The sequence below is a fragment of the Legionella sp. PATHC032 genome, assembly GCF_026191185.1.
Lineage (GTDB): Bacteria > Pseudomonadota > Gammaproteobacteria > Legionellales > Legionellaceae > Legionella.
Genome location: NZ_JAPHOV010000001.1, coordinates 1,509,040 through 1,531,292, shown reverse-complemented (window position 1 = coordinate 1,531,292; position 22,253 = coordinate 1,509,040). Strand labels below are relative to the sequence as shown.

The window sequence follows — 22,253 nt, the reverse complement described above, 5'->3', positions numbered from 1 at the left end:
GAGGAAGTCAGATGGTTTAAAAAATTTCTAAGGTATATTATGGACAACGAAAAATTATTACAGAATGCTGATGAGAAGCGTTATGACCAGCAAATTAAAGTCCTTCCTTAAATAAAAGTCAAATAAAACTTTAATTAGAGAAGCCGTTGTTTATATAACTCTTGAAGAATTAAACCTTATAAGCCAACTTGTTGACAGCAAGTCACATTGATTGTTTTATAAACTTATAATACAATTATTAAACAAAGCGCACTTAAATAATCAAATATGGCACGCCCTATATGGAGACTAAATTATGAAACCTTCGGATGAACTAGCAAAGTTTACAGAAACATGTGTGAGGATGAAAAATAAAGATTTTAATTTTTTCTTTAACAAAGGAGATACTTCACCCCGTAGTGTCTCTTTGATATTGGCTCGCCTCTCCGGGATAGGCCTCAATTTGGAGTTTTTTGAGACAGAAGAAGATTGTTTTTCCTGGATAGAAGAAGTAATTTCTGCAAGAAAAAATACTGATTTATCTCCAAGTACTCTTGAATCTGATGATGCTCCCTTGAGAGATGAAAGATTTTCTAGAACAAAAGCAGAATTAGCAAAACTTAAAGAAGAAGAACAACAACAACGTAAAGTAAATGATACAACAAAAAAAAATACCGTTATATTACCCAATACTCCAGCATCTCAAGATAAAAAAATACTAGACCCAGCCATAGAACTTGGAAAGCTTAAAGAACAATTTTTGAAAATGAAAAATGATGAGTTTGATTACTATTTTAAATCTCCAGAAACCTTGATACATAGTAGTGGTATATCAATTGAGCGACGACTTGCAAAAGCAGGTGTAAGAGGGGAGTTTTTCAAGACACAAAAGGATTATAATGCCTGGAGAGATGAAATAATTTTTACAAAAAAATTCTATAATCTTAGTACCAATATTGATAAAATTTTAAATGAATTTGGAGAAAAAATAAAAGATATAGGTCTTCATTATCCTGATGCAAAAATTAAAGCCAATGAATTACTGGAGTCGCTGAGGAAAAATAAAAATGAAGCATTTTCAAATCCTTCTCTAGAGTCAATCTATGACTTTGCCGATACAGCGAAACGAACGATAGAAAGTACCATTCCATTTTTACAGAAAGATTTAGAATCGGAAGGTTATTTACAGAATCTCTCAAATCAACTTCTAAACAGTATCAATATATTTATAAAAAGTATATCAAACTTGGGTTCCTCAAATCAGAGCGGTTTTTTTGCTGTTAAGTCATCACATGCAGCAAAGCAAGCCTTTGAACTGGGAAGGGATCTGGATAATGAATTAAAAGATTTTAAACCTTAACATATGGATGGATTACTATTATTTAATGGCATTTCACTTAGCAATTCCGCTGCTCTCTTGTGCACGGCCATCATGGCCTCACAATAGTATCTCGTGCGCTAAGGTACTGTTGCTCTAAATCTTCAGTATTTGATCTGTTGGTATTGGTCATGATTTCTAAACTCTTAATGTATTCTTAATTGTAAAGGTAGAGCATGATCATTTTTTATTTAAATTGGTTTATATAAAGCGCAATCCGTTAATTAACCATATCTTTAAAAACAAAAGCTAATTTCAGATACTTGGATTGGATAACGCAGGAGTATTTAATTGACGGCATAATCATACGCACACAAACCAGGCTTCTGGAAAGAACTTTCAAACGCTTGGAAAGCAACCGAGTTCACGCAACAGAAAGAAGGTATCAGCTAGCGAAGTTTTGTTTATCAGCACAATCGGTTAGAGAGTAAATTAAATGTAAAGCAATCGATATTATGCCCAGAACGAGTAGGGTTCATTAACTGCTTACCAATACTGCCGTATTATCTAACGGTGATCACCCTACACACTCACATTAAGTCTGATTATTTTGATAATCAGACTTAATGTGATTATAGTATTCAATGTTAGAGATTAAGCGTATATTCGCATTCTTCATTGAGGTATTTTAATTGAGTGAAGGATTTTATCGATAAAGCTATATGAATATAGTATATATATGGGCGACTAGCTTTTTTGGGCAACCCAAACTGTCGCATCGCCACAATCTGGATCTCTAATTTTATGCGCCAGTACCTTAAAATTATTATCTATAAGTATCTGTTCATATTCTTCGGTAGAAAGAGATGCATGGTATAAATCATATCCTCCATTATTACTCCAAACTTCATTGTATTCAGGTCCTGATGTAAAGATTAATAAACCATTTTGATCAACATAGGAGGCTAGTAACTTTAAAGTCATCCTTTGATCATCATGAGGTAAATGAAAAAAGCTATGCCAGGCAATAACTGCATGGAATTTTTCATTCAAATCTAAAGTACGCATATCTGCTAAAATCCATTTGTTTTTTGGAAATCGTTGTTTACACAAACTAATCATTTTTCTACTGGCATCTATTCCGGTTACATCATAACCTTCATTGATTAAAAATTGAGCTATAGGCTCTCCAGTGCCACAACCTACATCTAATATTTTGCTTTTAGGTTTGAGACATGTTTGAATGAAATTTAAATAAAATTTCTCCATAGTCAAATCTTTAGTGCGGTTATCATCAAACCAGTCAAGGATCTCGTCATATACTTGATAAACTTTATCTTTATTCTTTTCCACCATGTTAAACTCCAGTTGCAAACACTTTTTATGCCTTGAATCCAAGTAATAATAGTATTCCAATTATATTGTTTGCTTTACCATTATACTAATTTCCAAACAATAATTGACTCTTATGCTAAGAAATAATATTCCAGATCAACAACTCATTGAGCTTTTGAAAGTCTATTATGGAATTGATATTCATTCAGTACAACTGATGGCCGGTGGTGCTGATATGAATGCCTTTGGATATAAAGCGGACTCAGAATCCAATTCTTATTTCGTAAAGCTGAAATACGGCCATCATGATGAAATTAATTTATCAATCATTCGCCTCTTGCATGATTCTGGAATAAAAGAAATTATTTTTCCTATCTACACGCGTGATGCGAAATTATTTCAGCAAATAGATCATTTTAAAATAATAGTGTATCCATTTATTGATGCGCCCAATGGTTTCACCCAAAATTTAACAGAAAAACAGTGGAAACAGCTTGGAAAAGTATTAAGGCAAATTCATGAAACCTCTCTTCCCTCCGCTATTCAAAAACGATTAAGAAAAGAAACGTACTCGCCTAAATGGCGTGAAATGGTAAGATCCTTTTATAGCAAAATTGGATTTGATGATTCGTATGATCAAATTACTACTGACTTCAAATCTTTTTTTAATCAAAATATCGATTCAATTCATCGATTAGTCGATTCTTCAGAAGAACTATCTAAAAAAATTCAACCTGATTTAGATAAATATGTACTGTGTCATTCTGATATACATGCGGGTAATATGTTGGTCGTTAATGAGGAATCTATTTACATTATTGATTGGGATGAGCCCATGTTAGCGCCAAAAGAGCGTGATTTGATGTTCATTGGCGGTGGCATTGGCAATGTATGGAATAAACCCCATGAAATCGATTATTTTTATGAAGGTTATGGTAAAACAAACGTTGATAAAATAATTTTGTCTTATTACAGACATGAACGAATTGTCGAAGACATAGCCGTATATGGACAAGACTTACTTTCACGTGATCAAAACGAAGAGTCCAGACTTGAAAGTTTTAAACATTTTAAATCGATGTTTGATCCAAATGATGTTGTTGAAATAGCTTTCTCTTCAGATCTAATGTGAATTAGATAAGCATGACTTCGCCGGATTAATTTTAATTATTTTTGACGTCATGCTTTCAATAAATTGGTTCGCCTGTTTCTTGGTAAACCCTGTTACAATGAACTCATCCCCTATCCTGCTTCGAATTATTGGATTTGATATCACTATACCATTTAAGATGAAGCTTCCTTGTTTTCCTATACCGTTTTCAGTCATTTGTCCAAATGTGGTGGCTGCAATAGTTTTTAATTTAATATGGACACCATAACTGTCAGTTGAAATTTCAGGTAATACTATTGTTGCCGATTCTACTGTTGAGCTGTCCAAGACCATCTGATTTTGAATAACTTGAAATACTAGCGATGAAATATACTTACTTGCACCAATATCAGTTGTTGCGGTGCCTGAAGCCATGACAACTGATGGTAAAAAAAATACCCCAACTAGCATGGCAATTAATTTAATAAAGATATTCATATTAGAATTATGGGTAAAGAATAAAATGTTTATTATATATTATGATGGTGATGTTGAATACTTTAAATACAAAATGCTCCTTCCATTTGCCTTTTTTTTCGTACTTTTGTCCATTCCCACCAAGGTTGTTTTTGTCCTGTACATGCTTCGTTTATAGCAGCAGCAAAGACATCCCAAACACATGGATCATGAGATTGGCCAGTAATTTGTTGCAAACGCAAGTACAGTTCATCAGCACATGCATTAGCAAGTTGTTGAATTGAATTAACCTCAAGCAATTGCAAGTCTTTATAGGTTGCCTCTCCTACATTCATAAGACTTAAAAGCGGATTAATTACTTTAAATTTATTTTTAGTCATATCTATCCTATGGGACTTCATATTTCAATCACCATATCATTGAGATCATGAATGTAAGCGATTGCTTGTCCTCATGGTTTTATTATCGATTCTTTTAATGCAATGGCACTATTTTTTATAAATCTGATTTTTTATCCAGACCGATTACATCATAAATAGTGATAGGAGAAGCAATTCCCTTAACTTTTACCCTCAGATGCCCATTTAATTCAAGCGAATGATTAACTTCCTGGTAAGTTGCCTCAGAAATTAAAATCTGCCCTCCCAAAGTCAGATCCTGAATGCGTGATGCCAGATTAACAGGGGAGCCAATTGCACTATATTGCATACGCTTCTGAGAACCAATATTGCCTACAATAGCATAACCTGTATTAATTCCTATGCCCATTGCTAATTCGGGTAAACTGCAATTGCGATTCATTGTGTTCACCTCTTGCATGGTCGCTTGCATCTCTAATGCACAAGCTATCGCTCTGTATGCATCATCTCCTCCAGAATGTGGTGCTCCAAATACCACCATAATAGCGTCACCAATAAAAGAATCGACAGTACCATTGTATTTTTCAATAACATCAACCATTTTTCCGTAATGATTGTTAAGTGCAGCAACAATTTTATCCGCAGGGAAATGCTCCGACAGAGTCGTAAAATTTCTTAAGTCACTAAACAGAATTGTAATTTTGCGCTCCTCTCCGCCTAATTTTAACTCTGACTTGGACTCAAGAAGCGCTGCAACAATCTCATCAGACATAAAACTACCAAATACTTTGCGAATAAAATTATTACGCATTTCAAGCTCTTTCTTTGCTTTTGTCAGAGAGATATTTTTTTCTCGTACAGCCTTCTCAAGAAGCGAAATATCCAGCAGGTTGAGTTGATCTTCTGCCAAAGTTGCCAAATCTTTTAAAATTTGAATTTCAGTCTCATCTAAATTACGTGGTTTTTTATCTATTGCACATAGTGTTCCCACATTAAAACCATCAACTGTAGATAAGGGAAATCCTGCGTAAAAACGAATATTTGGTGAATTAGTCACATAGGGATTATTACAAAATCGCTCATCCAACAATGCGTCTGGAATAATCATTGGTTTATTTTGTTGAATAGTGTAGTGGCAAAATGAATCATTCCGGGATATTTTGTCAAGACCTATACCACAGCTGGATTTAAACCATTGGTGATTAGAATCAATAAAAGAGATAAAAGCAATAGGAACCGATAAGTAACCCGAAGTGAGTCGGATAATTCGATCAAATCTTTCATCTGCTGGTGTATCCAGAATTTTTAATTCGTATAATGCCGCAATGCGATTCTGCTCAGTAGTATCCAAAGGTTTCTTCATAATTTTCTCAGGATTGTTATCACGAATGTCACTTTTCTCAAGTGAATAAATAAAATGAGAATCATAGTGGTTATTAAGATTATAGTACAATGCAGTCATATTAATTGGCTTAAACCAACGAATAAGTAAGTTGTATTCAGCAATGGAAGCAAAATTGATAAATTAGTTGTATGTGCCTATCCATTGCCATTAAGGATATACACAGAAACGGGTAAATAAATAGTATTTAATTACCCGTCCAAAGTCTTAAAAATTTAACCTAATTAATGATGTGAGGGTGTATTATCTTGAGAGGGTAGGATTTTATCTTCAGGTGTCAGATGAACCAATCCTGAAATGCCTTCAGACTCATTTTTTGTAAAGAAACCAAAGCGTGATGAAGGAGAACTTGAAACAACTGATAAAAATTCATCACTAAGAATCTCGTCTATGCCACTTTCAGCATCTTTCACAATGCTTGTAAGCTCTGTTTCCTTTGGCGCAGCCGAATAATGATAAATAGTTTTGCAAGAGCCATTCTTGCCCAGTACCTTTACAGAACGCGTTAACTCAAATAGTACGTCGAAAGGACTGACACCTTCTTCCCCTTCTCTAAAACCTAAGGTATATGGATATTTGCATGAGCCAACACCTTCGCACTTAACTACCACTACCCCTCTTTCGCCAGGTTTTACTTTCTTACACTTCGCCCATCGGCCCCCGGCCATTCCAGGATCATCTCCGATTCTTCTAATAATTTCGCTATTAGATAACAACTTGGTATCAGCATCTTCCTGCAACTCTATAGCAAGCATCACTCCAGCACGTCGTGTACCTTTATTGAAATATTTTTGAGCATATTTAAGATCAAAAGCAAAAAAAGTTTCCCCTTTTGCTTTAGTCGATATCTTATCGTCTTCCTCTTCACATACTTTTGTTTTGTTACCAAATATTCTCTTTCCTTGATTTAAATTTTCAAGAATTGCCAAATATTCTTTTTCACTGACAAAGCGAAATAAATAATTGCTTGGTCTTTCAGTGTTAATACTAAATTCTGCAAAAGATTCCTCTTCTAAATCCATAGCATCTTGAATGTGACTGTGAAGCTCTCCTTCTAATTTCCTAATTTGTTCTTTACGGGCAGTACTCTCCAGTTTTTTACTGTTAGATTTCTTGTGTTCTTTGCTGGGAGATACATCCAGTTCCTCAGAATGCTCGGGTACAACATCCAAATCTTCTTTACTTGATTCTGAAATAGTTGAAATTTGTGTTCTTTTTTTAGGTATTTGCATTGCTTTATTTCTACGCATCTAACTCTCCTAACATCGTTACGATATACAATGTGTACTTATCTTGATCTTACACAATCTATTTTGCACATTATCGGTAAAATGAAATAAATTGCAATCTTTCATTTCTAAACCAAAATTACTGAATCGAAATACATTAGATCCAAAAAGAATGCTTGGGCAGGAAAAATAATTTCTTACCCATTAGCATTCTATGTCCAGTCTATTCCCTAACAGTTTTTTTGACCCAATTCACTATTGATCGACTCTTCAAGATTTTGGGATTGACTAACCGCCATAGAAGATTTCAAAGCAAAAAAGCCTTGATGTTTGGTAGTCCCAAAAGTTACAGTATAAGCTACAGCAAAGGTCACTGCATTAACCAATTGTTTCGCTAAATTGGTTAAATAATCTCCCCAACCTAAATCTTTTTGCAGTATTGGTGTAGCGTCTTGAATCGCTCTTTTTGCATTTTGCGCAAAAGTGATTAATTTTTCTCTGCTTGGTTCATTAAATGCTTCCTCTTTATATTTTCTCAAAGTATCTAACAATTCTATAGCTCTTTGCTTCGCAGGAGCATGATAATCACCAATAGAGTTAATTTCATTTTCAAAATTATTCAAAATGAGATCAATAGCATCGGACTCAGCAAAGTATTTTTTGCTTTTATGTTCTTCCTCAAGCTTGATTCGTTGTTCTTCCTCAAGCTTGATTCGTTGTTCTTCCTCAAGCTTGATTCGTTGTTCTTCCTCAAGCTTGATTCGTTGTTCTTCCTCAAGCTTGATTCGTTGTTCTTCCTCAAGCTTGATTCGTTGTTCTTCCTCAAGCTTGATTCGTTGTTCTTCCTCAAGCTTGATTCGTTGCTCTTCCTCAAGCTTGATTCGTTGCTCTTCCTCAAGCTTGATTCGTTGCTCTTCCTCAAGCTTGATTTGTTGTCCTTCCTTCTTAAGCTTCTCTTGAGCATCAGGAAGCCAAGAAAGTCCATCCTCTCTTTGTTGTTGTCGTTTTTCTACGTCAGACTGAAGTTCACACCATTTAGGAATATTATCAGAAGAAAAATTAGCTTTTCCAGATATACAAGCGTGATGCTGTAAAACTCTTAATGGTTGAGACATAGGTTCAGCTAAATATTCAAAATTCCTAGGTATGGATCTGCCGGATAGAGCTTCCACCCAAGACGATGACACGGCACTTGGGCCTGAGAACTCCATAACCAATGGTTTATATACAATCCCTTGAAATGATTTCAACAGTTTTTGGATACCATCGCGAGTCTTAGGATAATCATTGATCTTTTGTTTTTCTATATGATTTTCAATAATAGATGTAAGCACGTCTTGATTTTGATGCTGAATTGCTTCTTTAATTACAGGTACAAGTTCTTGTGTAGCAAAAATTTTAGCGAAATATTCGGCACCAAAAAAAGTTGCAAACGACAAAGCATCCTGGTGAGCCCCTGAAACCGCCGCCCTTAAAGTACATAAATCAAATTTGCCATTTGTTTTTTCAACAAGTAATTGATAGCCTGGCGAATTTTTTAAACTTACTAACTCTTCGTTTTTGCTTTCATCAATATATTTCGCGCAGTTTTCATAACGCGCAATGATCTTTTTGGCAACCCCCTCGATTATTTGACGACGTGCCTCTTTATCTTTGCTATAAGCAATCATATCAGTATTGAAAGCAGGGTTTTCCAAAGGCGGTTGTGAACCATCCTTTGTGAGCGCCGATCCCATATTAAGTAGAACCGGGAAGCCAGAATGGACCTCAACCGCAATTTTTTTATCATTCATTGGCAAATCAATATCAATATAAGTGCTACTTTCTCCAATGATTACATCAACCCAACGCACCAGATCGGATGCTGCCGCAGGATTTCCTCCCTTACCCTTTCTCATTGCTGCAAGTTCATATTTGGCCAGATTTAGCAATTGAGCATCAGTTTCACTGACTGATTCTAAATCTATTGAATCAATATCAACTAATTCAATGTTATTTTCCTTTGCCCATTGTTGAAATTCAAGTCTGGCTGTCTCATTTAAGCATAATGAGCTAAAAACAATTCGGGTTTTGCCTGGCTGATTAAGTTTTGCAGTTTTTTCTACTTCTGCCTTAACATGTTTTGGCATGCAAACTGCCGGATTATTGCTAAACCAGACAGAAAATATATCCGATGTATCAAATGCGTATTTATCTTCAAGGCTAACGTCCAACCCCAGGATATTAACACTCCCGTTACGGAGGTCACTGAGCTCTCTCTTTAATTCTGGAATAACTTTTTCATTTAAAATTTTAAGTTGTTCTTCAGAAAATGATACGCTCTTGGCATAGTCACCATTACCCCTGATCCTGTTATATAAGTCGTTAATCTGCTCTTGACTAAGTTCTGCTTCTAATCGCCTTGCCAATTGGTCGAATATGTAAGCTCGTAATTTTTGAGCTTTCTCTTTTTTTCCGACCTCAACCAGCTCGCTCAATAACGTGCCAGTCAATTGATTTAAAGTCGTTTTAACAGGAGATTTACCAATTGTCATAGGCCCATATACTTGAACATTGTTCTCAACGGGCTTTTTCGCATCCTGAACAGGCTGACTTTCGACAGCATTAGAAGGAAACGGAGTATCCAGGTCCTTATTTTTTCGAACCCAATCTAAAGCAATTTCTTTCCCAATTTTAAGGTAGAGAGCAAATTTAGTTAAAAACACCTTACTAACCAGTGTTTGTTCATTAATACCAGTATTTAACTGGTGAATTTCAAGTAATGAATCAGCCAATTCTTTAGCCATTTGCTCGTCAATAACGCATATTGATTTGATATTCTCAATAAAAATTGCCTTTTGTTGCTCTTTCATATATTTATCCCACCTGGTTATAATCTAAATTTTTACTGTTGTCTCAACTGGAGAAAACACCAAAAATAAACTAAATATTTACAAAGTGGTCATGAATATATCACAAATAACTTAAGTAAAACTTAAATTACGTTATTAATCTAATCGGATTATGTTCATTAAGATAACCGTTCCTAACATTATGATGATAAATTAAGTTTCAATAACCATGAGTCAATAATGACTCCAGACAGTATAAAATGAATTACTCTTAACCTTTCGTCATCCGAACAAATCTTAACGTAACATTATTGGGGAGAGTAATCACTTCATTTGAGGTAGAGTGATAACCAAAAGCGCTATAGAGCTTAACTCCCGGTAAAGTGGCCATCATCTCAAACCGAGTAAATTTTTGTAAAAGAGCCTCATGTTCACAATGTTTTAACAGAGTACTTCCCAATCCTTGTCTTGCGAATTTGGGATGAATAAAAAAAGCTCTTATTTTTGCAAAATCTTGTTGAGGATCCAGATATACTCCTTGCTCCCTGCCTTTATATTGACTGCCACCGAATAATGTTTTTCTTCGACTCCATCCTCCGCAACCAGCAATTTGCCCATCCTTTTCTATAACAAAATAAGTTTTGTCTAAAATTAACTCTAAATCTACACCAAATACATATTGAATAGCTCCTTCAATTTCTTCCTTTGTATAATCTTCCTGGCTAAGCTCTCTTGCTGAACAAGAAATTAATTGATTTAAAAATTGAATCTCGTTCATTTCAGCTAATCTGATTGTAATCATTGGTAACCTCCTGCAAGTCTGTGTGGAGGTAAGCTAACACAAAACAAATATAAATAAATTTCTTATTTTATTTATAAAAATTACTTTTTATAATGTATTTTTGCAACAAAAGGTAATATATGAAAAACAAGACAACAAAAAATTATCCAAATGAAAAAAATACAGAATATCCAATTGAAATACTTGATAAAATTGATAGAAAAATTCTAAATATTCTTCAGAAAAATAATCAAATTACTAACCAGGCATTGGCAGATATAGTTGGAATCTCTGCCCCACCCTGTTTTCGAAGAGTCAAACGCCTGAGAGAGGAAAAGATTATCGTTAGTGATGTTGCTTTGGTTGATCCATTTAAAGTAGGTAGGCCATTAATTGTGTTCGTCAATATTACTCTTGAAAAACAAAGAGAAGATCTTTTAACTCATTTTGAAAGGAAAATGTCCGAGGAACCTGAGGTTATGCAGTGCTATTTTGTCTCCGGAGACACAGATTACCTGCTTATTATTCATGTCAAAGATATGAATCACTACAATGAATTTGCCAGAAGAGTATTCGCAAATGAACCCAATATTAGAAAATTCAGAAGCAGCTTTTGTCTTAATAGAACCAAATATAATACACAAGTTGTTTTAGATGAGTAGTAACCATTGCAAATGTCCAACTAATTAACAAACCCAACCCTGCATGTACTATAATTAATTTAGGAGCGGAATCACAAGGAGCCAACCATGCAAGAATCAATTCACTCTTTATTTTTGGCACAAGCAATAGGTCTCTATCTTCTTATTGTGGGAATTATAATGCTTTCAAGAGCTTCATATTATCGTCAATTGTTGACTCATCTCAAAGAAGGCAGTGCCACGATCGTAACGGCTGGAAGCTTGGGATTAATTATTGGTATTTGCCTTGTACTGGTCCATAACATTTGGGTTCCTGAATCAGAAGTATTAGTCACCCTGGTAGCCTGGCTTATTTTGATTAAATCAATATTATGGCTTGGATTTCCCGAGTTTATGGTGAAATGCAGTCAAAAAGCCTATACAGGGACAGGTTATTATGTGATTTCAATAGTGGTATTAATTATTGGAATTCTGCTAATAACCCATGGATTTTACCTCTTTTCCCATTGATTTTACCTGTTTTCATAGGTAACTCTGCTTTCAGCAAGGTAACCATCAATTGGATGAAGGGTGTGGTTTTTTATAAAAAAATCCATAGTATTTAATGGTATTTTTTTCATTTCAAAAAATCGTAAAGATTTTTTGAAAAATTGTTAAATTTAAAGCTTTTCTTAATAAAATCTTAAGCTTCTCTACTTATACTGCACCTGCCTTCAATGGAAATGAATTGTTGCATAGGGAAATCTCTGAATTATATGAGGTTTAGTATGTCATCGTTTAAACTTTCTTGTGAAAAAATTGATATCAGTCTAGCTCATAATGTTCTAACCATTTGTCCTAAAAATAAAGAGGCACTGCAAAGAATTACTACCCTTTTCAATAATCTGTACATTCTTTATTTTATAGGAGGTATCCCTAACATCACCTATGATGACATGGATCAAATTCAAATTAATATTAAGTACTCTCAACAAATAACCGATGCCAGGCTCAAAAATACCTTACTTTCTTTTGTTAATTCTGAATTAATCTCTCAAGATGAAAAAGAACTATTTTTGAATGAGCTTGAGCACACTAAAACGTCATTCACTACTCAATTTAATATCGAATTGGAAAACATCAGAAAAAAAGCGGAAGAATTAAGCAAAAAAGCAGAGTCTGATCCTTATCATTATGAATCCGCATCAAAGGCAGCTAATAGACTGCATCAAGAATTATTAATAGCCTCCCAATTATATTTTTATCATAAAACACCCGAGGCATACGAAAATTTCAAACAAACATGCCAAAGAGAAATTGATAGGGCTAGACCTGTACTGGAACAACATAGAGGATGGAAACCTTTATTAGTTAATGTAGGGGCAGCTATCGTAGGGCTTGGTGTTCTCTATTTGATTGCAGCTTCTATTAACTACTATAAAACGGAAGGTCGTCACTTTTTCTTTCATTTTGAAACGGACTCCTTGCAAAAACTAGAGAACCTGAATGCAGCTCAGTCTCAAGTGCTAAGAATCTAAGTGCCAACCACCCGGGTTAGACAATTTTGTTATAATCCGGGAAATACAGATTTTTAATTTCCAACCACAATATCCAAAATCGAGCTTTTCGTTTCCTCCACCATTTTCTCAGACCTGGTTTGAGAAAATAAACCCAGGCGACCTGTGTAGTAATAATTTACCCCCAAAGCAAATAAATACCCTACACCAAGCAAAAGGATAGCAGTTGATAACTCAGCCACCAGCCATAAGGCATCTCGGTGATTTTGCAAAGTCAAATTAGCTAAATCTATTTCTGTGATACAGCTCTCTTTATAACGTTTTATTAAAAAGGGATCTGGATTTTTTTCAAGATAATTGGTGTAGATGGTGAGCTTATGAACCAATCGACTCATCGCACTCGCTGCATCAAAATATTCCCTATAACGCAAATCTTTTTCTTTCCTCTGTAGGGTAATCAAATGCAGATGAATTGAATTGAGCTGTTTTCTTAATTTAATATCATTATCTGTTAAATCAAGTTCAGAATTTGTCGAGCGCCTTAATCTTTTATATTTTTCAAAGTCAATTTGGGAAAACTGTTTGATGGCCTTATCTATTGATCCTCTTTTCTCAGGGGCGACTATAAGCATTGCACTTAGGCAATCTTTGATTTTATTTTTATCTTCACTGGTTAAATAGAGCTCCAACTCCGGATCAGAGAAGAGTAACTCATTTCTTGACTTCTCAAGCACATAGTCCAAACCCTTATCACGAGAAATATAATAATTAGTATACTTATCTCCCCACAAATAACTTAATATCCTGCCTGTTGACCAAACATCAGCTTTTGCTGTGTAGAGTGCCTGGGGATTGAAAGATTCCGGTGCTCTGTATGCTCGGGTTCCACAACGACGATAATCCTGCTCTGACGCTCTAAGTACAAAACCAAAATCGATTACCTTAGCTATCGGAGGAGATTTGCTAAAATCGATTATAATATTTCCTGGTTTTATATCTCGGTGAATCAAATGCTTATCAGTCACCTGTTCTTTAATTGCTTTTAAAATGGCAAAAGTAATCTCAATCCGATTAATAAGATTAAGCTCAGGTACCTCTTCAGACAAATCAAGCCGCTTAATGGGATTTAGAAACTTCTCTAAAACGATACCCTCCGCTTTTTCCATAATCAAGTAACTGAATTTACTCTCTTTGTTTTCTACAAATATTGGCGGTTTAACCGCTATATGCCCTGATTGAAGAAGCCCTTGATATTCACGTAGTACAGAATAACTTTGATCGCGTTCACTATGGTTTTGTATTTTAACTAATTTATTCTTTGGTGGTCTTTTAATTGCATTTCCAAATTCAAACTGAATTGTACCTAAAATGGGATACACAATACCGTACGCTCCCTTGCCTAAAGGGTTCTTATTAGGGTCAAAAATTTCAAATGTATGTTTTTTTTGATCCGATTTTCTTGGGCGTCTTACTAAGGATTGATTAAATGAGAAGCAATAAGTAACATCCTTATGAGTATATTTGTATCCTTGATTATTATTCCAGGCACCTGGTGAATCATTATCATTCAGATAACTCTCCAACGCTGCAAAAGCTTTTTGATTTGTAATTTGTAAATTTTGGAGATTAGCTGCATCAACGGAAAAAAACATTGTACGAGGCATGATATTGACTTCAATTTGATTAATCGCTTTTATTATACCTCGTCTTTTTTATTAAGTTAAATTAATTGAACTCTTAGCTAAAATCTAATTCATTATTTTTTAAATTTATAGTATAAAATGAAATTTTGATTTCAAGGAGAGAATTGTGGGTAAGGTAAACGCAGTTGGAATGGCTGAAGTCGGAGTTGAAAGAGCCAAAAGGAAAGAAGCCCTAAGAGTTCTGACCTCATCTCCCTTCAACCTGGATAATAAGGAACACACTCAGGCATTGGAAAAGTACATCAAACAATTTGAGTTAAGTGTCAATCAAATGTACCTCTATCAAACAATGAGTACTGCATTAACAGCTTGGGGAGGCTCGTGGATAGTTGGAAGGTTTTTGCCTATTCCTGAATTTGCGAATCACCTTCTTGCAGCCTGTCTCTATTTAGGCGTTTCTGGTTACATTCTTGAATCATTTAGCATGACCGATTTTTATGAACAATTGAAAGGGATGAAAGTACTCTATAATTGGTGTCTAAAAAATAACAAAGAAAACTATAGTACCGATATCGATAATACCAATAACCTTTTGTATCCTGATATCCAGCGCATGATTAAATTAATCGCCCCTTTATGCTCTACTGACTTTATGATTGCCTGGCCTAAAGAAGTAAAAACCGCAGAAACTCAAAGTGGAATCCTATCCAACACATTGTCCATAGGCTATTCTATAGTATCAGCGCCATTTTCACTGTTCTCAACAGCCAGTAAACCGAGTCAGGATCAAGTGCAACGAATTAAAAACCTAAAAGTGCAGGTAGAAACAAGGGGTCTTGACTTAGGTGTTTTTGCTGGTTTTGAGCAGGCAGTCAAGTATTTTGCTACGAACTCTGATTTTAGAGATCTATTGAAAGCCAAGCTAACTCAACCTGTCAACTCATTTAAAAATTTGTTGCAAACAACCATACCAGGAATGTTGGCAGGATCTAATTCAAAATAATGGTAATAGATCCCTCATGCTTAAATATTACCTAACGGTCGTATTAGGTAAAGAGCTGATGTTTTTCTTGCCGACCTTAAGCCTTATTAAAGGTTGGCATTAGCATTAAAGAAAGGAGGCATAATCATCATTAAGGCCAATATGAGGATGATTAACAGCAAATAATGTCATTGATTTACTCCACAAAGGTTTCTCAAGATGAAAACTATTTTTGCAAACAAGGAATTGCTTTACAATCAATACAAAAAAATGTTTCTAGAGCAGATATCTGACATCAGCAAATTAAAAGAATGTATTAAAGCAAGGTATGATATAAAAGAGCTTCCTGACGAAATATTTTTTAAACTGTTGACTAATAATCATAAAAAAATTTACGATTTCATAGGAACACATAATCAAAATAGAATTCGGTATTTTTTCGGTAATTTTGATAATTTTGATCCACGTGATAACCAAATTAGCGTTTTAGATCGATTTATTCTTGATAGTATTCATTTTTATATCACTAGCAGTTTATTAATGCAGTTACATAAAGAATATCAAGAGAATGCAATGGAAATTGATAAAGCATGGCAAAAGGAAATTCAAGCCCATGCCCATTTAGGCCCATTGCCAACAACAGCAGTCATTGCAAACTCGATTAAAGCAAATAAAAATCGCGTCTTTAAAGATTTACAGTTTCTTCCGAATAAAAATACTCAGCTCTTCCAATTAAATAAATTGTCTATTAAGCTTAATGATCAAGTCTTTGCGCTCTGGTTACCCAAAGCAAGTGAAGCACAAGTATCACTAACCAATTTCACTCGTAATACCATTCTTGTTTGTATTGCTGCAACCACCGCTATTTTAGCAATAGGTGTAAGTCTCTTTGTATTTTCTACAAGCTCAGCAGCTGGTTTGGCTGTTATTTCTAATCCTGTATCGCTAGGAATAATGATTGCACTATTAGCAGGTACGACGCTAATACTTGGTATAGCCTCTCTTTATTTTTCCACTGCCATACATGACAATACAATAAAACATCCGGAGAACAGAATATCAGGAGAATCTTACTCTCATAATATTCACAAGGATAAAATGTATTCTAGTGAGAACAAACCAGAAGAGCCCTTACCCTACCATGATCTCAAATGGTCATTGTTTAATAGAAAGTTATATGCAGCAAGAGAATCGATAGTTACTCCTCTAGCAATATCTGAACAAATATCATCCATTCATACTAATCGACAAAAGCTTTAATGAGTTTTCCCTAAGAATACCTGTAAAATTTATCATAATGCCGGTAGACACATAATGCTTAATTAATCTTTAAAATTAAGATTGGCTAAAAATTACGGATGTAAAACAGGAGCGTAAATAAAATCCTCTTGGTAGCGTTTTTATACGATTACCCTCTGCGTCATAACCATAGCATAAAGATTTTCCATTGGCTGCCTTAGGTCTTACTTGAAGATATTCTCCCGAAGAAGAATTTAATGTTTCTAATTGTCCCATAACGATTTGATTTGTTAAATAATTCCAATCTTCTGCAAGAACAGATTCCTGATCTTTATTCGGAGACCATAAAAATCCACGTCCAATTCTTCTATGAGGAAACGGAATATCTGTATCTCCCTCTACAGGAATCCATAATACCCTTTTTAATTTAGCGTAACATTGTGAGGACTCCCAACTTTGCTGATGTATGGTCAGTAGTGGAATAGAAACAATAAATGTGGATTCAGCCGGTTTCCCTAATTTATTAATAGGTATCGTTTTTAATTCAATACCCAATTGCTTGAAATCAGGTAGCGACTCATTTTTTGCATCAGTACCTAAGGCTAACTCAAGAGCTTGCCCTACCCATCCTTTTCGATGAACAGGATTTAAAGGGGTAAATAGACCCAATTCAAGAGCTAACTGAGCGAAACTAAACCCCTCAATTCGCTGGCATTGCTCCAACAGTTCTTTTTCATTCCTCGGTGGTTTGCTTTTTAAGGCTAAAATCACTGGTGCTCTCTTTTAGTTCAACAGTAATAGGCTCAATTGGCGGCTGTATTCCTGCCGCTTTGAATTGTGCGGTTATCGCAAACAAGACTTTTGACCTTACTTCAACACGGTTATGATTCTGGATATTAATAAAATACCGCGCTTCAAATTCTATTAAAGCTGTATCGATTTTCTTTAAAAAAACCTGGGCAGGTGGATCTGGAACAATTTCCGGAATAATTGCTAATACATCAAGTATTAACTGTTGAATCATCACTGGATCATCAGCTCTACTTACCTTTATCGGTATGACCGTACGAATAATACCATCTTGATGAGTCCAGTTTGTAAAAGGTTTATTAAATGTTTCAGCATTAGGAATCAAAACCTGAGTATTATCCCATGAGGATACACGCATGGAGCGAATGCCTATATGAGCTACTTGCCCCTCATATTCACCTATGGTAATTAAGTCACCTTCTCTTACTGGTCTTTCAATTAAAAGCATAATGCCTCCAACAATATTTGAAGCAAAATCTCTTAAACCGAAACCCATACCGACCGCAAGCCCTCCAAGTATCATCGACATACCGCTAAAATCCAGTCCCAGAACATGAAGAGTTATGAAAGTACCCAGTAATATGACCGCATACTGTGTAAATACGGATAAACTATGGCGTATACCCACATCTTTGGTATTCTTATATAACCATCGAAAGCAAAATTCTCTTGTCCACTTTGCTGCCCATACTAAAACAGCGAGCAGAATAAGAAATTCAATGATACTGGCAACTGTAATATGTATGCCTGTAATATTAAGAATACTGTATTGAACCACTTTTTCAAGGCTAGTCATAACCAGTGAATCAGAGTACCAACCAAACAACTGAAATAAAATTAATGCACTTGTTAAAAACAAGACAATACGCAAGATTTTATCGATTGGCTTGAGGAAAACCTCTATCCATAACCAACCATTTTTCAATGAAGATATCATCCACTCAGAGAAAAGTTCTAATGCGTCAAATATCAAACCTCTTACGAGAATATATCCTACTAAAACTAATAGAATATAAGCTTGATAACGACTCATAGTCCATGCCAGATTCACAAAGCCAATTAAACCAATGATTGCGGTTGTAAATAAGGTAATAGGAACTAAAATGACCAGCAAGGAAATTGCATTTTTAAAATACCTTTTCTTTGATTTCAGTAATGGTCTGATGAGATAAGGAATTACATCTTTACTTTTCCATGCTACCAGGGAAACCGTTAACATAAAAAGCATGAATAGTCGATTGAATATATCTTGTAGCAAAATTGATAAAGGTAACAAGTGGCTAAATGTCATCAACGCGGTTGTCCATCCGCCAAAAAGCAACAACCATTTTAATCGATAATATAATTTAACGTCCTTACCTGATGAGTCCGAGATACTTTCTAACAAAATCAAACGAGCTATTAAGATTAAAACTCTAAAGGTAAACCACACGATAATGAGTTTAATTAATAATTGAGAGTTAGCATAGGAAATACTGGTGAAGTATAAAATGAAGGATAACATAGCGAAAAAACAAAGGTAAGGTATGTTTCTTTGCAGTAAAACAAGTATTCCACCATAAAGATAGCCAGTAAATCTTGAGCGTTCTTTATCTCTCGCTAAAGTCTTCAAAACATGATTTAAAATATAAAACAGGCTCAGGATAAAAATCAAAACTGTCCATAAAAAAACAGCAGGAAAAGTATCTAACCAAGTATAGCTATCATAAACCTTTATGGTTAGTGTTTTGATGTATTTATAGAACAAATTGGGGATATCAATTAGCTTCTTGAGAATTACTGCCCAACTGTCAATATTGTATTCACTTAAGCTTTGTCTTGTTGAGATCTGTTTTTTTAATTGATTTTGATAATCCTCTAAATTTTTGGATAAGATAAGTTTTTGATTAGAGGTCTCTTTTAATTCTGCTTTAACATCATTCTGCAATAAGATAACGGATTTTCGTAACCCTGGTTCAACAAAAAGATTAGCCTGATTTGTAAGAGAATTTAGAATTGTTTGCAAAGAATTCTCTATACCCGAATATTGATTAATAACCTCTCTGTAATTATCGATTGCAGATTGCAAGGCTTTGGTATCCAAGTTATTTAATAACAGGATATTCGTTTTAATTATCTTTTTCTGTAACTCCAATGCATTTAATTTTTGATGAATAACTGCAATTCTTTGATTATTGATGTACAAATTAGCTTCATATTGAATCTGTTCGCCAATCGTCAGTTCAGGTTGCTTTTGATCTTGACTGGATACTGCATTCTGATAAAGGATATTCAGCTCTTTATTCAATTTATCTCTAATGGCTTTAATTGACTTAAGCTTTTCTTCCAAATCGAAATTGGCTTTCCAAAGTTTTAATTCATTCAAAGCATCATTTAAAAGTAATTGATATTGTTTAGCTAAATCCAAAGTTTCTGCAATTAACTCAGTAGTTTTTTTATTAACAGTAAGCAAGGTCTCGATTTTACCTACTTTCTCTTGGATAGTTACTTCAGCATTGGCAAGTGGCATTTGTTGCAAACGCTTTAGTTGGTCATTCAAATTGACCTCTTCTTTCTTTTGATTTTCACTAAAACTATTCAAACTCTCAATTTTTGCTTTATTCATTGAAAGAATAGTTTTAATTTGTCTTAATTTCTCACTGTATTCCTGCTCATCCTTAGGCGCACTCTTTTGTTTAATTTCATTGATAGCAATGGTCAAATGAGTTTTTTCATGTGCCAAATATTCTACTAGCGTGGCATTGTTTTCTTTAATCGATGCTGAAAAGAGTGAAAAACTAAAAAATAATAAAAACAGAGGCAGGAAAAAGCACCACAAGTATTTTAAACTTGTGGTGCTTAAATTTAAATTACTTTGTCGTAATAGTTGGCGCAAGTCTTATACCCAGTTCAGTTAATTGTGCATTGCCCGCAGGCGATGGCGCACTTGTTAAAGGACAGGATGCTGTTTGAGTTTTGGGAAACGCAATCACATCCCTTATGGAAGTTGAGTCTGTCAGCAGCATAGCTAATCTATCAATTCCCAACGCAATTCCACCATGGGGTGGAGCACCATATTGTAAGGCATCGAGTAAAAATCCAAATTTCTCATGTGCCTCTTGCTCATCAATTCCGATCAAATCAAATACAGTTTTTTGTAGTTCAGGTTGATGGATACGAATAGAGCCACCGCCAATTTCATAACCATTAATAACTATATCATATGCCTTGGCTAATGTTTGCGTTGGCTTGGAGCGAAGTGCCTCGGCAGATAGTTCCTGCGGGGATGTAAAGGGATGATGCATAGGCTGTAACTTATTACTTTGAGGATCCAGTTCAAACATTGGCCAATCAACTACCCACAATAATTGCCATCCAGAATTAATCAGATTTCTATCATGACCCAGTTTATTCCTTAAGGCTCCCATAGATTCATTGACTACATGAGCTTTGTCAGCTCCGAAAAAAATGACGTCGCCAGTCTGCGCCTCAACCCGATTAAGAATAGATTGCACAGCCGTTTCAGACAAAAACTTTAGAATGGGTGACTGCAAGCCCGCCATACCAGCACTTAAATCGTTGACTTTTATATATGCAAGTCCTTTAGCGCCATAGATCGTTACAAATTGTCCATAATTATCCAGATCTTTTCGACTAAGATCACATCCATTAGGTAATTTTAAGGCGACCACTCTTCCTGAATTATCATTCGCAGCAGAAGCAAACACATTAAAATCACAATCCTTAACTAAATCTGCAATATCAATCAACTCCAATGGATTACGCAGATCGGGTTTATCACTTCCATAGCGTGTCATGGCCTCTTGATATGACATTCTTAGCAATTTATCAGGTAAGGTAATGTTAAGGATTTCCTTAAATACAACCTTGAGCAATCCCTCAATGAGTTGCAATATGTCTTCTTCATTAATAAAGGCCATTTCTATATCAAGCTGAGTAAACTCAGGCTGTCTGTCAGCTCGTAAATCTTCATCTCTGAAACAACGTACAATTTGATAATATTTATCAAATCCTGACATCATCAGCAATTGCTTAAATAATTGCGGTGATTGAGGTAACGCATAGAATTGTCCTGGATGCACCCTTGAAGGCACAAGATAATCACGTGCGCCCTCGGGAGTTGCCTTAGTCAACATAGGCGTTTCTATATCTAAAAAGTTCTGCTCATTCAAGTAATTACGTATACAACTGTTTAACTTGTGTCTTAAAGTCAGTTTCTTTTGCATAACAGCACGCCGCAAATCAATATAGCGGTATTTATAACGTAAATCTTCATTGATAATTTGATGATCATCTGGCAAAAACGGTGGAGTTGGAGATTGGTTAAGAATTTCAAGTTGTGTACCAATTACCTCAACCTTACCAGTCTCCATTTTATCATTGATCATTCCCTCTGGTCTTTTACGTACAATGCCAGTAACACGAACAACAAACTCCGATCTTAGTTTTTCAGCAATTGCAAAAATTTCTTTATTTTCAGGCTCATACACAACTTGCAATAATCCGGAACGATCACGAATATCTAAAAAAATAACTCCGCCATGATCTCGTCTATTATGCACCCACCCACAAACTGTGATTTGCTTATCCAAGCTTAATTCATTCACGGCCGAACAGTAGTGTGTACGCATAAAACCACCT

The 22,253-nt window shown here is 35.0% G+C and carries 18 protein-coding genes; 7 read left to right on the top strand and 11 right to left on the bottom strand.

Annotated elements, in window-relative coordinates:
- The first annotated feature begins 343 nt into the window (after window positions 1-343).
- The gene (locus OQJ02_RS06970; RefSeq protein WP_265718495.1) at window positions 344-1,339 is read left to right on the top strand and encodes a hypothetical protein; all 996 of its coding nucleotides are present in this window, start codon (window positions 344-346) and stop codon (window positions 1,337-1,339) included.
- A gap of 705 nt (window positions 1,340-2,044) precedes the next feature.
- Here OQJ02_RS06970 and OQJ02_RS06965 read toward each other — a convergent pair.
- Entirely contained in the window at window positions 2,045-2,653 is a 609-nt protein-coding gene (locus tag OQJ02_RS06965) for a class I SAM-dependent DNA methyltransferase (RefSeq protein ID WP_265718494.1), read from the bottom strand.
- A gap of 112 nt (window positions 2,654-2,765) precedes the next feature.
- Here OQJ02_RS06965 and aph(9)-Ia point away from each other — a divergent pair, with 112 nt between their 5' ends.
- Complete coding sequence (aph(9)-Ia, locus tag OQJ02_RS06960) at window positions 2,766-3,764, top strand: aminoglycoside O-phosphotransferase APH(9)-Ia (protein ID WP_265718493.1); 999 nt, start codon at window positions 2,766-2,768, stop codon at window positions 3,762-3,764.
- On the opposite strand, the gene OQJ02_RS06955 is transcribed toward aph(9)-Ia, so the two are convergent.
- The 6 genes from OQJ02_RS06955 to OQJ02_RS06930 form a co-directional block, all read right to left on the bottom strand.
- Entirely contained in the window at window positions 3,756-4,220 is a 465-nt protein-coding gene (locus OQJ02_RS06955; RefSeq protein WP_265718492.1) for a SecDF P1 head subdomain-containing protein, read from the bottom strand. The genes aph(9)-Ia and OQJ02_RS06955 overlap by 9 nt on opposite strands.
- Before the next feature lie 62 nt (window positions 4,221-4,282).
- Window positions 4,283-4,579 carry a helix-hairpin-helix domain-containing protein gene (locus OQJ02_RS06950; RefSeq protein WP_265718491.1) on the bottom strand — a complete coding sequence of 99 codons (297 nt, stop codon included), beginning with the start codon at window positions 4,577-4,579 and terminating at the stop codon, window positions 4,283-4,285.
- Window positions 4,580-4,694: 115 nt separating this feature from the next.
- Window positions 4,695-6,020, bottom strand: a complete 1,326-nt coding sequence (locus tag OQJ02_RS06945) for an adenylate/guanylate cyclase domain-containing protein (RefSeq protein WP_265718490.1) — start codon at window positions 6,018-6,020, stop codon at window positions 4,695-4,697.
- Window positions 6,021-6,184: 164 nt separating this feature from the next.
- A complete protein-coding gene (locus OQJ02_RS06940) occupies window positions 6,185-7,210 on the bottom strand; it encodes a hypothetical protein (RefSeq protein ID WP_265718489.1) in 1,026 nt (341 codons plus the stop codon).
- A gap of 209 nt (window positions 7,211-7,419) precedes the next feature.
- Window positions 7,420-10,041, bottom strand: coding sequence for a glycosyltransferase family 88 protein (locus OQJ02_RS06935; RefSeq protein ID WP_265718488.1), 2,622 nt, complete (start codon window positions 10,039-10,041; stop codon window positions 7,420-7,422).
- A 250-nt stretch (window positions 10,042-10,291) separates the two neighbouring features.
- On the bottom strand, window positions 10,292-10,822 hold the full coding sequence (locus tag OQJ02_RS06930; protein ID WP_265718487.1) for a GNAT family N-acetyltransferase: 531 nt from the start codon (window positions 10,820-10,822) through the stop codon (window positions 10,292-10,294).
- A gap of 119 nt (window positions 10,823-10,941) precedes the next feature.
- Between OQJ02_RS06930 and OQJ02_RS06925 the strand changes: the two genes are divergently transcribed.
- The 3 genes from OQJ02_RS06925 (at window position 10,942) to OQJ02_RS06915 (ending at window position 12,959) form a co-directional block, all read left to right on the top strand.
- Window positions 10,942-11,463: an Lrp/AsnC family transcriptional regulator gene (locus OQJ02_RS06925; RefSeq protein WP_265718486.1), complete on the top strand. Its 522-nt coding sequence runs from the start codon at window positions 10,942-10,944 to the stop codon at window positions 11,461-11,463.
- A gap of 87 nt (window positions 11,464-11,550) precedes the next feature.
- On the top strand, window positions 11,551-11,952 hold the full coding sequence (locus OQJ02_RS06920; RefSeq protein WP_265718485.1) for a hypothetical protein: 402 nt from the start codon (window positions 11,551-11,553) through the stop codon (window positions 11,950-11,952).
- Window positions 11,953-12,149: 197 nt separating this feature from the next.
- Window positions 12,150-12,959 carry a lpg1484 family Dot/Icm T4SS effector gene (locus tag OQJ02_RS06915; protein WP_265719805.1) on the top strand — a complete coding sequence of 270 codons (810 nt, stop codon included), beginning with the start codon at window positions 12,150-12,152 and terminating at the stop codon, window positions 12,957-12,959.
- Window positions 12,960-13,012: 53 nt separating this feature from the next.
- On the opposite strand, the gene legK1 is transcribed toward OQJ02_RS06915, so the two are convergent.
- On the bottom strand, window positions 13,013-14,602 hold the full coding sequence (gene legK1, locus OQJ02_RS06910) for a Dot/Icm type IV secretion system effector kinase LegK1 (RefSeq protein ID WP_265718484.1): 1,590 nt from the start codon (window positions 14,600-14,602) through the stop codon (window positions 13,013-13,015).
- A 145-nt stretch (window positions 14,603-14,747) separates the two neighbouring features.
- Between legK1 and OQJ02_RS06905 the strand changes: the two genes are divergently transcribed.
- Window positions 14,748-15,584 (top strand): hypothetical protein, encoded by an 837-nt coding sequence (locus tag OQJ02_RS06905; RefSeq protein ID WP_265718483.1) that lies wholly within the window; start codon window positions 14,748-14,750, stop codon window positions 15,582-15,584.
- Between the two features lie 198 nt (window positions 15,585-15,782).
- A complete protein-coding gene (locus OQJ02_RS06900) occupies window positions 15,783-16,823 on the top strand; it encodes a hypothetical protein (protein ID WP_265718482.1) in 1,041 nt (346 codons plus the stop codon).
- Between the two features lie 75 nt (window positions 16,824-16,898).
- Here OQJ02_RS06900 and mutH read toward each other — a convergent pair whose 3' ends face one another.
- The 3 genes from mutH to aspS are packed head-to-tail and all read right to left on the bottom strand — an operon-like array spanning window position 16,899 to window position 22,243.
- Entirely contained in the window at window positions 16,899-17,573 is a 675-nt protein-coding gene (gene mutH, locus OQJ02_RS06895) for a DNA mismatch repair endonuclease MutH (RefSeq protein WP_265718481.1), read from the bottom strand.
- The gene (locus OQJ02_RS06890; RefSeq protein ID WP_265718480.1) at window positions 17,536-20,487 is read right to left on the bottom strand and encodes a mechanosensitive ion channel domain-containing protein; all 2,952 of its coding nucleotides are present in this window, start codon (window positions 20,485-20,487) and stop codon (window positions 17,536-17,538) included. The genes mutH and OQJ02_RS06890 overlap by 38 nt, the downstream gene beginning before the upstream one ends.
- Window positions 20,462-22,243 carry an aspartate--tRNA ligase gene (aspS, locus tag OQJ02_RS06885; RefSeq protein ID WP_265718479.1) on the bottom strand — a complete coding sequence of 594 codons (1,782 nt, stop codon included), beginning with the start codon at window positions 22,241-22,243 and terminating at the stop codon, window positions 20,462-20,464. Before aspS ends, OQJ02_RS06890 begins: the two co-directional genes overlap by 26 nt.
- Window positions 22,244-22,253: the final 10 nt, after the last annotated feature.